The sequence below is a fragment of the Pseudomonas sp. 10S5 genome, from assembly GCF_035019745.1.
In the GTDB taxonomy this organism is placed as follows: Bacteria; Pseudomonadota; Gammaproteobacteria; order Pseudomonadales; family Pseudomonadaceae; genus Aquipseudomonas.
In genome coordinates, this window is sequence record NZ_JASJVL010000001.1 from 153558 (window position 1) to 168244 (window position 14687).

The 14687-nt window shown below is 53.8% G+C and carries 14 protein-coding genes; all 14 read left to right on the forward strand.

Annotated features, from left to right (window positions below; translation table 11 throughout):
• The first annotated feature begins 58 nt into the window (after positions 1–58).
• Positions 59–985, forward strand: a complete 927-nt coding sequence (locus QN378_RS00705; protein WP_323547026.1) for a chemotaxis protein CheV — start codon at positions 59–61, stop codon at positions 983–985.
• A 51-nt stretch (positions 986–1036) separates the two neighbouring features.
• Positions 1037–1864: a protein-glutamate O-methyltransferase CheR gene (gene cheR / locus QN378_RS00710; protein WP_322204135.1), complete on the forward strand. Its 828-nt coding sequence runs from the start codon at positions 1037–1039 to the stop codon at positions 1862–1864.
• A 113-nt stretch (positions 1865–1977) separates the two neighbouring features.
• The gene (locus QN378_RS00715; RefSeq protein ID WP_323570699.1) at positions 1978–2106 is read left to right on the forward strand and encodes a hypothetical protein; all 129 of its coding nucleotides are present in this window, start codon (positions 1978–1980) and stop codon (positions 2104–2106) included.
• Positions 2107–2195: 89 nt separating this feature from the next.
• A complete protein-coding gene (flgB, locus tag QN378_RS00720) occupies positions 2196–2603 on the forward strand; it encodes a flagellar basal body rod protein FlgB (RefSeq protein WP_322204133.1) in 408 nt (135 codons plus the stop codon).
• A gap of 3 nt (positions 2604–2606) precedes the next feature.
• On the forward strand, positions 2607–3050 hold the full coding sequence (gene flgC / locus QN378_RS00725; protein WP_322204131.1) for a flagellar basal body rod protein FlgC: 444 nt from the start codon (positions 2607–2609) through the stop codon (positions 3048–3050).
• Positions 3051–3065: 15 nt separating this feature from the next.
• Entirely contained in the window at positions 3066–3749 is a 684-nt protein-coding gene (locus tag QN378_RS00730) for a flagellar hook assembly protein FlgD (RefSeq protein ID WP_322204129.1), read from the forward strand.
• A gap of 28 nt (positions 3750–3777) precedes the next feature.
• Entirely contained in the window at positions 3778–5103 is a 1326-nt protein-coding gene (gene flgE, locus QN378_RS00735) for a flagellar hook protein FlgE (protein ID WP_322204127.1), read from the forward strand.
• A gap of 210 nt (positions 5104–5313) precedes the next feature.
• Positions 5314–7125 carry a flagellar hook protein FlgE gene (locus QN378_RS00740; protein WP_323570700.1) on the forward strand — a complete coding sequence of 604 codons (1812 nt, stop codon included), beginning with the start codon at positions 5314–5316 and terminating at the stop codon, positions 7123–7125.
• A 601-nt stretch (positions 7126–7726) separates the two neighbouring features.
• Positions 7727–8464: a flagellar basal body rod protein FlgF gene (locus QN378_RS00750; protein ID WP_322204121.1), complete on the forward strand. Its 738-nt coding sequence runs from the start codon at positions 7727–7729 to the stop codon at positions 8462–8464.
• Between the two features lie 46 nt (positions 8465–8510).
• A complete protein-coding gene (flgG, locus tag QN378_RS00755; RefSeq protein ID WP_323549506.1) occupies positions 8511–9299 on the forward strand; it encodes a flagellar basal-body rod protein FlgG in 789 nt (262 codons plus the stop codon).
• A gap of 93 nt (positions 9300–9392) precedes the next feature.
• Complete coding sequence (flgH, locus tag QN378_RS00760) at positions 9393–10118, forward strand: flagellar basal body L-ring protein FlgH (RefSeq protein ID WP_322204117.1); 726 nt, start codon at positions 9393–9395, stop codon at positions 10116–10118.
• 13 nt (positions 10119–10131) lie between these two features.
• Positions 10132–11241, forward strand: a complete 1110-nt coding sequence (locus QN378_RS00765) for a flagellar basal body P-ring protein FlgI (RefSeq protein WP_322204115.1) — start codon at positions 10132–10134, stop codon at positions 11239–11241.
• Positions 11242–11251: 10 nt separating this feature from the next.
• Positions 11252–12613: a flagellar assembly peptidoglycan hydrolase FlgJ gene (gene flgJ / locus QN378_RS00770; RefSeq protein ID WP_323549508.1), complete on the forward strand. Its 1362-nt coding sequence runs from the start codon at positions 11252–11254 to the stop codon at positions 12611–12613.
• A gap of 10 nt (positions 12614–12623) precedes the next feature.
• Positions 12624–14678 (forward strand): flagellar hook-associated protein FlgK, encoded by a 2055-nt coding sequence (gene flgK, locus QN378_RS00775; protein ID WP_323549509.1) that lies wholly within the window; start codon positions 12624–12626, stop codon positions 14676–14678.
• The last annotated feature ends 9 nt before the right edge of the window (positions 14679–14687 follow it).

Below are 14687 nucleotides of genomic sequence, written 5' to 3' on the forward strand. Positions count from 1 at the left end.
GTGCCGCTTCCTTGTGTAGGTGCGATTCGGTTCGAAGCTTTTGGTCTAGGAGTACGGCATGGCTGGTGTAATGGATTCGGTGAACCAGCGCACTCAACTGGTAGGGCAAAACCGCCTTGAGCTTTTATTGTTCCGGCTCAACGGCCAACAGCTCTATGGGATAAACGTGTTCAAAGTCAAAGAGGTGCTGCAATGCCCCAAATTGACCATCATGCCCAGGTCCAATCCAGTAGTGCGCGGCGTTGCAAATATTCGTGGGGCGACCATTCCGATCATTGATCTGGCGATGGCCACCGGCGCGCAGGCGCTGAAAGACGTTAGTAATACGTTCGTGATCATTACTGAATACAACACCAAGATTCAGGGTTTTCTGGTGCATTCGGTAGAGCGCATCGTCAATATGAATTGGGAGGAGATTCATCCGCCACCCAAGGGAACTGGGCGCGATCATTACTTGACGGCGGTGACTCGGGTCGACAATCAACTGGTTGAAATCATTGACGTGGAGAAAATTCTTGCCGAGGTAGCGCCTACTTCCGAGCACATTTCTGTCGGTGTGGTGGATGTTGAGACCCAGGCGAAAGCAGTCACGCTAAGGGTCCTGACGGTGGATGACTCGTCGGTCGCACGCAAGCAAGTTTCGCGCTGTCTGCAAACAGTTGGCGTCGAAGTAGTGGCCTTGAACGATGGCCGGCAGGCGTTGGATTACCTGCGCAAGATGGTTGAGGAGGGCAAGAAGCCCGAAGAAGAATTCTTGATGATGATTTCAGACATTGAGATGCCTGAAATGGACGGATACACCCTGACCGCGGAAATTCGCAGTGATCCGCGCATGCAAAAATTACATATCATCCTGCATACTTCCCTGTCGGGTGTCTTCAATCAGGCGATGGTTAAGAAAGTCGGTGCAGACGATTTTCTCGCCAAGTTCCGACCTGATGATCTTGCATCCCGGGTAGTCGCCCGGATTAACGCAGCGAAATAATTATCGGAGGCAGCGCCTCCGGTGATACATACAAGTTAAGAGGCGGTTTCTTTGTCTACGGGTAATTTGGATTTCGAACAGTTCCGGGTCTTCCTGGAAAAAGCCTGTGGCATCTTGCTGGGTGAAAATAAGCAATACTTGGTTTCCAGCCGTCTCAACAAACTGATGGAGCAGCAGGGCATTAAGTCCTTGGGTGAACTGATTCAACGGATTCAGACACAGCCGCGAAGCGGTTTGCGAGAGCAGGTGGTGGACGCCATGACGACCAACGAAACATTATGGTTTCGTGATACCTATCCGTTTGAAGTGCTTAAAAACAAAGTGCTTCCAGAAGCGATAAAAGGCAGTCCCAATCAGCGCCTGAGAATTTGGTCGGCGGCATGCTCCTCTGGGCAGGAGCCGTATTCGCTCTCAATGTCGATAGACGAATTCGAAAGAACCAATATTGGCCAGCTTAAGAGTGGCGTACAAATTGTTGCCACGGACTTATCCGGAGCAATGCTTACCAACTGCAAGTCGGGCGAATACGACAGTTTGGCGATCGGTCGTGGGCTGTCTCCTGAGCGACTGCAACGATTTTTCGACGTCAAGATACCAGGGCGTTGGGCGATCAAGGCGCCGATTAAAAATCGGGTGGAGTTTCGCTCATTTAACTTGCTCGACAGCTATGCCAGCTTGGGTAAGTTCGATGTTGTGTTCTGTCGAAACGTATTGATTTACTTCTCGGCAGAAGTGAAGAAAGACATCCTGTTGCGTATTCATAGCACGCTCAAGCCGGGCGGCTATCTATTCCTTGGCGCTTCTGAAGCGCTCAACGGTTTGCCGGACCATTACCAGATGGTGCAATGCAGTCCGGGGATTATTTACCAAGCTAAGTAAGGGTTGGCGCGTGAAAAAACCTGATCGAAAGACCGGGCATTAGAGAGAGGGTCACCCTGCACCCTGCGAGAGCCACGCTTTCGCAGGGTGTTTTGTTTTCGGAGGCCATTATCATGAGCGAATCAGCACTGATCGGGATCAAGGCCTGCGGCAACCGGTGTCTGTCGCAATTGCCGCTTTACTGGCGGATAGCGGAAATCCGTTGCCGCTATTTTGGCTTACCATCCGGCGCAAATCGCTGAACCCCTTGAGTTACGGCTATATAAAGACTGGCACGTTGATTGCTTTGTGTCTGATACGAAAACAGGTCAGCCGCTAAAGGTTTCTCGAGATGAGCATCAGCTTCGACAAAGCACTAGGCATTCATGAGCAGGCTCTTGCCTTCCGCGCCCAGCGTGCAGAAGTGCTGGCCAACAATATTGCTAACGCCGACACGCCGAATTACAAGGCGCGAGACCTGGACTTCGCGGCTGTGCTCGCGGCGCAAGCCGATAAGAGCAAAAACGGTACGTTTGCAATGAATACGACCAATGCGGCACACATCGAGGCAGGCGGTACCGGCGGCATGGATGCAACCTTGTTATATCGCACGCCTAGCCAACCTTCGCTTGATCAGAACACCGTTGACGGTCAGGTTGAACAGGCCAACTACGCGCAGAACTCGGTAGGCTTTCAGGCTAGCTTTACCTTTCTCAACAGCAAATTCAAAGGGCTTATGTCAGCCCTGCGAGGAGAGTAATTCATGTCCCTTGCCAGCGTTTTTAGCATTGCCGGTAGCGGCATGAGTGCGCAAACCACACGGCTTAACACTGTGGCCAGTAACATTGCCAATGCTGAAACGGTTTCGTCGAGCGCCGGTCAAACCTATCGCGCCCGTCATCCGGTGTTTGCAACCGTCATGGAGGGTCAAGCCGATGGCGACAGTGGCTCGTTATTCGGGAGTCAGGACCAAGCGGGGCAGGGTGTTCAGGTCGCCGGTATTGTCCAGGACCAGAGTAACCTCGACGCGCGTTACGAGCCTAATCATCCGGCAGCCGACAAAAACGGCTACGTCTATTACCCCAACGTCAACGTTGTGCAAGAAATGGCTGACATGATTTCTGCCAGTCGTTCGTTTCAAATCAACGCGGACATGATGAACACCGCCAAAACAATGATGCAGAAGGTTCTGACCCTCGGTCAGTGATAAGAGGCGCAGCTCATGACAACTACTACCGCCGTCGGCCAATCGGTCCTGGACCAGCTTTCAAAAACATCAGGAACTTCGGCCACTACCAATCCTACCTCGGCGCTGGGCAAAGATGCGTTCTTACAACTGCTCGTAACCCAGTTGAAAAACCAAGACCCGCTCACCCCGCAGGACAACACTGCGTTCGTGTCCCAGCTAGCCCAGTTTAGCAATCTGGAGGCGACACAGAATCTCAACACGTCAGTTGGCTCTATTGCTACCACTTACCAGTCTTCCCAGGCGCTACAGGCGTCTTCACTGGTAGGAAGGTCAGTAATCGTGGCAACCGGTACGGCGGTGGTCGATACCACCAAAGGGATGACAGGCTCGGTCTTGGTACCAGCTTCCAGCTCCACGGTTATCAAGATTAACGATGCCTCAGGCAACCTGGTCAGCACTATTGATCTTGGTATCCAACAGGCAGGCACAAGCAGTTTCACGTGGGACGGCAAAGCCAGTAATGGCTCCGTGGCGCCTGCTGGGAAGTACAGTGTGGTGGCCACAGGTACGGCTGATGGTACGGCTACCGCGTTGACCACTTATCTACCGGCCACTGTCAACAGTGTGACCATGGGCTTGGCTGGCGCGGAAATGACACTTAATTTGGCGGGTGGCACTAGCGTCGGCCTGTCCAACGTTAAAACGATCGGTATATAGAGCCGACTAGACGGCGAAGGAGCGAAACATGTCATTCAATATCGGTCTCAGTGGGCTCTATGCGGCAAACAAAAGCCTCGACGTAACGGGCAACAACATTGCCAACGTTGCGACCACGGGCTTCAAATCGTCCCGCACTGAATTTCAGGACCAATACTCGGCAGCGATCAGTGGCGCTTCGGGCTCTACCAACACTGGCAGTGGTGTAAGGGTCGCCACAGTGTCGCAGCAGTTTACTCAGGGTAACTTGACCACCGGTACCGGCCGCAGCCTAGATTTAGCGATCCAAGGCAATGGCTTTTTCATGGTCAGTAACAACGGCCAGAAGTTGTACACTCGTAACGGAGCGTTCTATCCGGATAAAGATGGCAATGTCGTCAGCAGCAGCGGCGACAAGTTGCAGGGTTACAGCGTCGACGCTAACGGCAAGGTGGTGACGGGGGTTTCGACAAACCTTGTTATAGACTCATCTAACCTGACGCCAAAGCCTAGCGGTCTGGTCACGATTGCATCAAACCTGGATTCCACCGCGACTATTCCGACCGTTACTCCATTCGATCCAGCCAACATTGCTACCTATAATCTTCCTATCAGTACGCCGGTCTTTGACAGTCAGGGTAATCAGCATTCACTGGACCAGTACTTTGCTAAAACCGGCACTAACACCTGGACTATGTACACCTTGGTCGATGGTCGAAATGCTGCTAACCCAGCAACTTCGCCGCCAACGGCGGATCAAACTCAACTGGTGTTCAATTCCGACGGTTCGTTGAAGTCATCTGCATCTACAAGTTCAACACCTAATGTTGTTGTTAACGCGGACGGTACATTTACCCTCAAAAACTGGGTACCCGCCTCGCAATCGGGCACCCCCGTTGTATGGGCGGCCAACGGCGCGAATGCCAATACCGCCGGGATCAAAATTAATATGTTGGCCACTACTCAGACCAACGCTGTCAGCGGTGTAGCGACTAAAAGCCAAGACGGTTATGCGACCGGCCAATTGGCAGGTTTGTCAGTGGACTCGACCGGCGTTTTGTTTGCCACATACACCAACTCCCAATCCAAAGTCATTGGGCAAGTATCGATCACAAACTTCGCTAACGCTCAAGGGTTGATTTCAGTAGGCGGCAGCCGATGGAAAGAAGCTTTCGCCTCCGGTGTTCCCGTCACGGGTGCTCCGGAATCAGGCACGTTGGGTTCTATCGTCGGTAGTGCGCTCGAAGACTCTAACGTTGACTTGACTGGTGAGTTAGTGAGTTTGATTCGTGAGCAAAGTAATTACCAAGCGAACGCTAAAACCATATCAACTCAAAGTGCTATTATGCAGACCACTATTCAAATGGTCGGCTAAGACTGGTTAAACTTACCTCTAAAAAGCCTCTTTTCGAAGGGGCTTTTTTTATGTTTTTTTTTTGGAGTTTCCAAGTAAATAAATCAGCCATTTCCTACTATGTTTATAGAAATTTCCTACTTTAGTTAATGCGAGAATAAAAAACGCAGATAGACACTGCGAAAAAACGCATTTAACAATAATGCCGTCAATGACGGTATGGGAGTCTCTATGTCATTCAATGTTGCGCTGAATGGGTTACACGCTGCCCATAAAAGACTGGAAGTGGCGAGTAATAATATTGCTAACGTTGGTACCCTTGGTTTTAAATCATCGCGTGCCGAGTTCTCTGCGCTCTATTCCGGCGCCCTGTTGGGGCATAGCGGTAGTGCGATAGGCGACGGTGTGCGGCTGGCGAATGTTTCGCAGGATTTCAGTCAAGGGGAAATGGGCTCAAGTTCTGAACGGGTATTGGATTTGCGCATACAGGGTAAGGGGTTTTTTGTGGTCAGTGACAATGGAGCATTAAGTTACACTCGCGCTGGGGCGTTTATCAAAGACGCAGACGATTACATTGTTGACAACGAAGGCAGTCGTTTGCAGGGTTACGGTGTTAATGACAGTGGCGTCATTGTTAATGGTGTTCGTGCTGATTTGAAAATCGATACCCGTAACATGCCCGCTAAAGTAACTACCGCCATTGCCCAGACTATTAACCTGGACGCGTCGCTGCCCTCGCTTTCTGCATTGCCGTCCTTTAATCCAAGTGATCCTGCTACTTATTCCAGTGTGCTGACTAGAACTATTCAGGACGGCGGAGCCCCCGGGGAGGCTGAAGTCAAAGGAGAGGATGTTCAGGGCAATCAGACGATACGCATACCGGCTACGCCCGCAATCCCTCCGGCAGATCATGAACTAAAACAGTATTTTGTTAAAATCGACGCGAATCGTTGGACGATGCACACCTTGATCAATGGTCGTCACCCGATTGATCCCGCCACAACTTCACCGCTGGTGGCAACGATCACTAAACAGCCTGACGGCAGTATTTCGTTGGTCAGCGAAGGCGACTGGATCAAAAAAACTTCCGACAAAGAGTTCCCGTTGACTGGCTGGAAGCCTAGTCGTCAGGTTGACGGTACTTGGTCTGCTAGTCCTGCCGTTAATAATGGGCCAATAGTGCTGTCGCTCAACGATGCAGCTGGCAGCGGGGTCGATGATAAGGGAGTGGTGATGAATAGGCGCGCTCCGGTATTCAACGCGGCCGACATCACCACGTTCAGCAAGCCTTTTTCCACGGCAATCTTTGACAGTTTGGGTAACCAGCACGAACTGACGCAGTACTTCGTGAAGGACGATACCAACAGTTGGAAGATGCATGTATTGGTCAACGGGCGAAACCCAGCATCGCCAGATCGGGACGTGCCAATGACCGCGAACCTAAGCTTCAACTCCAACGGCAGTATTCGATCGATCACTGCGCAGGAAGGATTGAGTGTGGAAAATAACAGGGTCACGCTGAGCAGCTGGCTCCCCGCCAAGTTGATTGATGCAGGTAAAAGCAGCGAAAAATGGATAACAAACGGCGCTCAGGGCAGCTTGGCTGGTACCGTTATCGATCTGAATAATATCAGCCAACATAACGCAACGACGGGCCGCACTGCCGCGCAACAGAACGGCCATGCGGCGGGGCGGCTTGAGGTAATCAGCATCGGTGCTGATGGGGTCATTCAGGCAAGTTTCAATAATGGTAAAAGCAAGAGTATTGGCCAACTGATGCTTGCCACATTTGCCAACGAGCAAGGACTGGTCCCTGATAATAATACCCGCTGGAAGGAGACCAGTGCTTCTGGCTTAGCCAATATGGACGCCCCTGGATTGGGAGGGTTGGGCGGGATCGTCTCTGGGTCATTAGAAGGCTCCAACGTCAAGCTGACTAATGAGTTGGTGGAGTTGATTCAAGCGCAGACCGCCTACCAAGCTAACTCCAAGGCGCTGTCGACCGAGGCGACATTGATGCAGACCTTAATACAAGCCATTTAAGCGGGGAGGTGGCAAAAGCCTCGATTCGTCGGGGCTTCTAGCGGGTGTGCTGCTTTGTTCACGCCTTGCAGTCGGATTTTTTGAAAGGACCACCCAGTTTTACCCAGCCGGGTCCAGGGCTGTTTTGTGTGCAAACCACTCGCGTTGAACCTTGCCATGTATACCAAGGTGCGGGAGCAGCCCCGGCCGCGCTGGACGCGATTAGCAGGCATAGCAGTAACGAATGAATAACCTGGGTTTTGCAGAGCATAAGGGTCTAGGTCCAGTTTTGTGTGGCCGCTGTCCAGGATAGCGCTCCGTGCCGGCGTTGGATGTTCATCAAGGCCGCTCCAACCCTGTAGGGATTTTTGATCGGTCCTGAAAAATGTCGTGTTTACACACTTGAAGGAGGTTTTTTTGGCGCTGTTTTTTTTACTGGATGGCCAAATGCGGCAATCCACCGCCACGTGTATTCGTTCACTGACACCTGACGACAAGCGTCGCCCCCGGTTGCCACCGATGAATCAATGCTTTGTATCTGTTCTGACAAGTTGGTTCGAATATTGCTTCAGCGTGATTAGAACAGCTACAGGCGGCAAGCGTCTGTCAGAGGAGGAAGACTGTGGATAAGTTGCTTTACGTGGCCATGAGCGGAGCGTCCGAAAACGCTATAGCGCAGAAGGCTCACGCCAACAACCTGGCGAACATCACTACCACCGGCTTTCAGCGTGACCTCGAACAGGCGCGTTCAATGCCGGTTTACGGGGAGGTAATGCCTTCGCGAGCGTACGCCTTGAGCGAGCGTCCAGGTACTGATTTTTCTGAAGGCGCCATGATGGAAACCGGTCGTGATCTGGATATCGCCGTCAAAGGCGGCGGCTGGATTGCGGTGCAAACTCCTGGCGGCGGTGAAGCGTATACAAGTACCGCGAGCATGAACGTCGACGCACTAGGCGTGCTGCGCACTGGCAATGGTTTGCCGGTCATGGGCAATGGCGGGCCGATTGCCGTGCCGCCCCAGCAGCAAATTGAAGTGGGGTCCGATGGCACCATCAGTATTCGCTCGCTGGGCGAAAGTCCGAAGGTGATGGCGCAGATAGACCGTATCAAGCTGGTGAAGCCTGACCTTGGCAACATGGAAAAAGGCGCCGATGGCCTGCTTCATACTAAAGACGGCAAGGTTGCCGCCGCAGACGGCGCCATTCAAGTCGAGTCTGGGTTCTTGCACGCAAGCAACGTGAGTGCCGTGGAAGAAATGACCCAGGTGCTGGCCTTGGCACGACAATTCGAATTGCACATCAAGATGATGAAAACCGCCGAAACCAACGATGAGTCGGCGGCGCGAGTCTTGCAGAGCTAACCATTGATAGCTTGCGCCGATTACCAGGCGCTTGAGGAGAGAAATAATGCTTCCGGCACTTTACGTCAGCAAAACCGGTCTAGCCGCTCAGGACATCAACCTGACGACCATTTCCAACAACTTGGCAAACGTATCGACCACCGGTTTCAAGCGTGATCGGGCTGAGTTTCAAGACTTGCTGTATCAGATCAAGCGGCAACCGGGCGCCCAGTCGACGCAGGACAGCGCGTTGCCTTCCGGCCTCCAGCTGGGTACGGGTGTACGTATCGTCGGTACGCAAAAGAACTTTAGCGCCGGCAGTTTGCAAACCACCGATCAGCCACTCGACTTGGCCATCAACGGTCGCGGCTTTTTCCAGATTCGCCAGCCTAGCGGCACGGTTGCCTACACACGTGACGGTTCGTTCCATTTGGATACCAACGGTCAGATTGTGACGGCTAACGGCTTTGCCTTAGAGCCGGCCATCGTCGTGCCACAGCAAGCCCAGACGTTCACTGTCGGCCAAGACGGAACGGTGTCAATCACCTTGGCCGGTGCTACTGCTACGCCGCAGATCATCGGCAACGTGCAGACCGCTGATTTCATTAACCCTGCCGGTCTACAATCGCAAGGTGGCAACTTGTTTCTGGAAACCGCGTCCAGTGGTGCGCCACAAGTAGGTACGCCTGGCTTGAATGGCTTCGGTACTACCCAGCAGAACACCCTGGAAGCGTCGAACGTAAGCACCGTTGAGGAGATGGTCAATATGATCACCACGCAGCGCGCTTATGAAATGAACTCCAAAGTGATCTCCACTGCCGACCAGATGCTGCAACACATTGCGCAAAATCTGTAAAAGCCTGATGCGCCAATTCGGCCTGTCATGCTGCTTGATCACCTGGAAGGGGTGCCTGATAAGTACCTGTTACACCGCGAGGTTTACCGTGTCATGAAACGGCTATCTTTACTACGACTTGCCCGACTGCTTGCTCTGTGGGTAGCCCCGTTTTGCGCAACCGCATTGGTGGCTGGCTGTGTTGCTCCAGTGGCTAAGCCCAATGATCCTTTCTACGCACCGGTTCTGCCGCGAACGCCTCTGCCGGCGGCAGCGAATAACGGCTCGATATACCAAGCCGGTTTTGAGCAAAACCTCTACGACGACCGCAAGGCTTATCGGATTGGAGACATCATTACTATTACGCTTTCCGAGAGGACGGCGGCCAGTAAAGCGGCCAGTAATGGCATCACAAAAAACAGCAGTAACAGCATTGGCCTGACGTCATTATTTGGTGGGGGCTTGAGCACTAGTAACCCTGTGGGCGACACCGATCTGAGCCTGAACGTCGGTTACAACGGCGCACGTACAACTAAAGGCGACGGTAAAGCAGCGCAGAGCAACAGCTTGACCGGCTCGGTCACAGTGACGGTGGCTGAAGTGTTGCCCAACGGCATTCTCGCGGTACGGGGGGAAAAGTGGATGACCCTTAACACCGGTGACGAATTGGTACGAATTGCCGGGCTGATCCGCGCCGATGACATTGCCACCGACAACACCGTGTCGTCTACACGCGTTGCGGATGCACGTATCACATATTCAGGAACCGGTTCATTTGCCGATTCCAGTCAGCCGGGGTGGTTTGATCGTTTCTTCCTCAGCCCGTTGTTCCCTTTCTAATAGCGGGATAGACATGAGCAATTTCAAACATTTATGGGTGGCGGTCCTGCTTTCGTGCACCACCTTTGGCGTACAAGCCGAGCGTTTGAAGGATATCGCCAGTATTTCCGGGGTGCGGACTAACCAACTGATCGGTTACGGCTTGGTGGTTGGCCTCAACGGCACTGGCGATCAGACCACCCAGACCCCCTTTACCTTGCAAACTTTCAACAACATGCTGGCTCAGTTTGGCATCAAGGTTCCTGCGGGGGCCGGTACCGTGCAGCTGAAGAACGTTGCAGCGGTGGCCGTGTATGCAGATTTGCCAGCGTTCGCCAAGCCCGGTCAAATGGTCGACATTACGGTGTCGTCCATAGGTAACTCGAAAAGCTTACGTGGCGGCAGCCTCCTGATGACACCGATGAAAGGTGTCGATGGCAATGTCTATGCGATTGCCCAAGGCAACCTGGTGGTGGGTGGTTTTGACGCCGAAGGTCGCGACGGCTCGAAGATCACAGTCAATGTCCCGTCTGCCGGCCGTATCCCAGGCGGTGCCTCGGTCGAGCGGTCAGTGCCAAGCGGATTCAATCAGGGTAACAGCCTGACTTTCAACCTCAACCGTTCTGACTTCACCACAGCCAAGCGGGTGGTCGACAAGATCAACGACATGCTCGGCCCTGGCGTAGCACAAGCTCTCGACGGCGGTTCGGTGCGAGTGACAGCCCCCATGGACCCGAGCCAGCGTGTTGAATACTTGTCGGTGCTGGAAAACCTGGAAGTCGATCCAGGCCAAGCCTCGGCCAAAGTCATCATCAACTCGCGTACCGGCACTATCGTGATCGGTCAGAACGTCCGGGTTTCGCCTGCGGCAGTTACCCATGGCAGCTTGACAGTCACCATTACTGAAGATCCGATCGTCAGTCAGCCTGGCGCGTTGTCCGGTGGGCAGACGGCGGTAGTCCCCCGATCTCGACTTAATGCCGCTCAAGAGCTGCACCCAATGTTCAAGTTCGGTCCGGGCACAACGCTGGATGAAATCGTCCGCGCGGTTAACCAAGTGGGTGCTGCCCCGGGTGACTTGATGGCCATTCTTGAAGCGTTAAAACAGGCCGGCGCGCTTCAGGCCGATCTGATTGTAATTTAAGGAGCTTCGCATGGACTTGCCCATCAGTGCAGCGCCCACCGCCAGCGATTCGGGTGCTTACTCTGACCTTAATCGCCTGAATGCCCTAAAAACCGGTGATCGCGACAGTACCAGTAACCTGAAAAAAGTGGCTCAGGAGTTTGAGGCGCTGTTCGTCAGCCAGATGCTCAAGTCCATGCGCTCGGCCAATCAGGTGCTGGCCAAAGACAATCCGATGAATACCTCGGAAATGCGTCAGTACCAAGAAATGTACGACCAACAACTGTCGGTCACCATGTCCCGGCAGGGCGGTGGCATTGGTCTGCAAGACGTGTTGATGAGGCAGTTGTCAAAAATCAAGGATTCTGAAACAGCCCCATCGAACACCGTTGGCAATCTGACGGCATTGGCGGGCAAACATACCGACTTGAAACGCTCGAACCTGCTTCATCCCGATGTGAGCATTTTGGCTGACAAGACCGATTCGGATGCTGACGCTGTCAACGTCACTGGTCTGGCGCTGAAAATTACTCAACGACCATTGTGGGCGACGCGCTCGGTGGCGGCGGATCACCGATTGGCGGCAGCTTCGGCCTCCTCCAGCGCGAGCCCGCATAACGACGTTGCAAAGCTCAATGCCCGTCGACTGGCATTGCCCAGCAGCCTTGCCGATCGCCTGCTGGCTGGCATTGTTCCGACAACCTCGGCGGCCCTCAGCCAAGCAGGAGCGGGCAGTGCGATTAGCGGTTCTACGACTGCAGTGGTGCGCAGCGGTGCCGCCTACTTCAGCAATGGTGATTGGACTCAAAACCCAGCGCTTACGACGTCCGGGAGCGCGATACAGATTTTGGGTCGCTCGATGGCCCAGCCACCTCTGGCACCCGGCAGCAAAACCTTTGCCAGCCAAGATGCTTTCGTCGCCACCATGTTGCCGTTGGCCAAGGACGCCGCCGCGCGTATCGGTGTCGATCCTACGGTTCTGGTTGCACAGGCTGCGCTGGAAACGGGCTGGGGTAAATCAATCATGCGTCAGCAGGACGGCAGTAACAGCCACAACTTATTCGGCATCAAGGCTCAAGGTGGTTGGCAGGGTCCAGAAGCGCGAGCGATCACCAGCGAGTTTCGTGACGGGCAGATGATCAAGGAGACCGCGGACTTCCGTTCATACGGTTCTTATGCAGACAGCTTCCACGATTTGGTGACGGTGTTGCAGAACAATAATCGCTATCAAGGTGTGCTGAAATCTGCCGATAACCCTGAACAGTTTGTGAAAGAGCTGCAGAAGGCCGGCTATGCCACGGATCCGGACTACGCCAGCAAGATTTCGCAAATCGCCAAGCAGATGAAGAGTTACCAGAACTACGCCGCCGCGAGCTCTTCCACGACTTTATAAGGCTTGAACCATGTCACTGATTTCAATTGGGCTTTCGGGGCTGACTGCAAACTCTGCAGCGCTTAACACCATCAGTAACAACATGGCCAACGTTGATACCGCCGGGTACTCGCGTCAGCAGGTTATTACGGGTGCTTCATCACCGCAGAATCTCGGTTTCGGCTACATCGGTACCGGCACCACGCTGATGGACGTTCGCCGAATCTATAACAGTTACCTCGACAGCCAATTGCAAAGCAGTACTGCCCTGGATTCGGAAACCACGGCCTTTCTTGGGCAAGTCAGTTCTACCGATACGCTGCTATCGGGCGTCAGTACGGGCGTTTCCAGTGTATTGAAGACCTTCTTCACGCAGCTTCAAGCCGTCTCGACCAACCCCACCGATGCGGGGGCGCGCTCGCAATTGCTGACCACGTCAGGTTCTCTAAGCAGCCGCTTTAATTCGATTTCATCGCAGCTGGGCAGTCAGAACACCGACATCAACAGCCAATTGACTACCCTCGCGACTCAGGTCAACACGTTGTCGGCGTCTATTGCTCAATTGAACAAGCAGATTACCCAAGCATCAGCCACTGGCTCGACCCCTAATGCCATGCTTGATTCGCGCAACGAAGCTGTGCGTCAACTCAACACGTTGGTGGGCGCAAAAGTTATCGACAACAATGGCAGCTATGACATCACTATCGGCACCGGCCAATCTCTCGTCAGTGGCACCAGTGTCAATACCTTGTCAGCAGGACCAAGTAGTACCGATCCAACCCAGTACAGCTTGTCGGTAAGCTACGGGCAAAGTAAATCAGACGTGACCTCGGTAGTGAGCGGTGGCAGCATTGGCGGCCTGTTGCGCTATCGCAGTGACGTATTGGCACCCGCCATGAATGAGTTGGGGCGTGTTGCGTTGTCGGTTTCCGATAAGGTCAACAGTCAATTGAATCAGGGCCTGGACCTTAACGGCGCCTTTGGTTCGAATTTGTTTAGCAGCATTAACAGTGCAGCCCAGATCAGCCAGCGCAGTATCGCCTCGTCGGGTAACAGCGCCCCGTCGGGCAACCTCGATGTGACCATTTCCGACACTAGCAAAATTACGGCCAACGACTATCAGGTCACTTTTACCAGCGCCACCGCTTACGACGTTAAACGTCTATCGGACGGCAAAGTTATGGGCTCCTCTGATCTGGCTACCAAACCGGCGCTTGTTGTCGATGGTTTTTCCATCGCGCAAAACGGCGGGGCGTTTAGCGCGGGCGACAGCTTCAAGGTGACGCCAACGCGCAATGCCGCCTCCGGCATTAGCACGACCATGACCGATCCCCAGGCTCTAGCCGCCGCCGCGCCATTGTCGGCTTCGGCGGGCGCCAGCAACAAAGGCAGCACAACGATTTCGCAACAACCGACCTTGACCACTCAGCTGAATATCTACGACGCCGCAAGCAGCGCCGATCTGCGCACAGGTATCACCAACTCTACGCCGATCAAGTTAGTCTTCGGTGCCGTCGCCAGTGGTTCTCAGAATTACACGATGTTCAACGCCCAAGGCACTTCGATTGGCAACGGCTCCATCGTCCCAGGGCAATCCAATACTTTGAATCTAACGGTACCGATGATCGATGCCAGCGGCAATCCGATCAACACGACTGCCCCACCCCCGGTGCAAAAGACGTTCACCGTTCAAATGACAATTTCTGGTACACCCGCTGCCAATGACAGCTACAGCCTGTCGATGACGGCCGCTGGGTCTTCCGATAACCGTAACGCGTCAGCGACCGCGGCCTTGCAGTCGACGCCGACGATTGGGGTCTCGGGTTCCGCCCCCGGCGTCAGTCTTTCTGACGCCTACGGCAAGTTGGTAGGAGCGGTAGGGGCCCAAGCGGCCCAAGCCAAAAGCGACAGCGCTGCAACCACGGCCATCGTTACCCAAGCCAAATCTGCTCGGAACTCGGTCTCGGGTGTCAACCTTGATGAAGAAACAGCCAACCTGGTCAAGTATCAACAGTACTACACCGCCTCCTCGCAGATCATCAAGACTGCACAAGCGATGTTTACCACTTTGATCAATGCTCTCTAAGGGGTCGTA

Bases quoted from the DNA above. Each gene is read 5' to 3' on its own strand.
- QN378_RS00705 (WP_323547026.1), top strand. From the start codon at position 59: ATGGCTGGTGTAATGGATTCGGTGAACCAGCGCACTCAACTGGTAGGG.
- QN378_RS00715 (WP_323570699.1), top strand. From the start codon at position 1,978: ATGAGCGAATCAGCACTGATCGGGATCAAGGCCTGCGGCAACCGGTGT.
- flgB (WP_322204133.1), top strand. From the start codon at position 2,196: ATGAGCATCAGCTTCGACAAAGCACTAGGCATTCATGAGCAGGCTCTT.
- flgC (WP_322204131.1), top strand. From the start codon at position 2,607: ATGTCCCTTGCCAGCGTTTTTAGCATTGCCGGTAGCGGCATGAGTGCG.
- QN378_RS00730 (WP_322204129.1), top strand. From the start codon at position 3,066: ATGACAACTACTACCGCCGTCGGCCAATCGGTCCTGGACCAGCTTTCA.
- flgE (WP_322204127.1), top strand. From the start codon at position 3,778: ATGTCATTCAATATCGGTCTCAGTGGGCTCTATGCGGCAAACAAAAGC.
- QN378_RS00740 (WP_323570700.1), top strand. From the start codon at position 5,314: ATGTCATTCAATGTTGCGCTGAATGGGTTACACGCTGCCCATAAAAGA.
- flgG (WP_323549506.1), top strand. From the start codon at position 8,511: ATGCTTCCGGCACTTTACGTCAGCAAAACCGGTCTAGCCGCTCAGGAC.
- flgH (WP_322204117.1), top strand. From the start codon at position 9,393: ATGAAACGGCTATCTTTACTACGACTTGCCCGACTGCTTGCTCTGTGG.
- QN378_RS00765 (WP_322204115.1), top strand. From the start codon at position 10,132: ATGAGCAATTTCAAACATTTATGGGTGGCGGTCCTGCTTTCGTGCACC.
- flgJ (WP_323549508.1), top strand. From the start codon at position 11,252: ATGGACTTGCCCATCAGTGCAGCGCCCACCGCCAGCGATTCGGGTGCT.
- flgK (WP_323549509.1), top strand. From the start codon at position 12,624: ATGTCACTGATTTCAATTGGGCTTTCGGGGCTGACTGCAAACTCTGCA.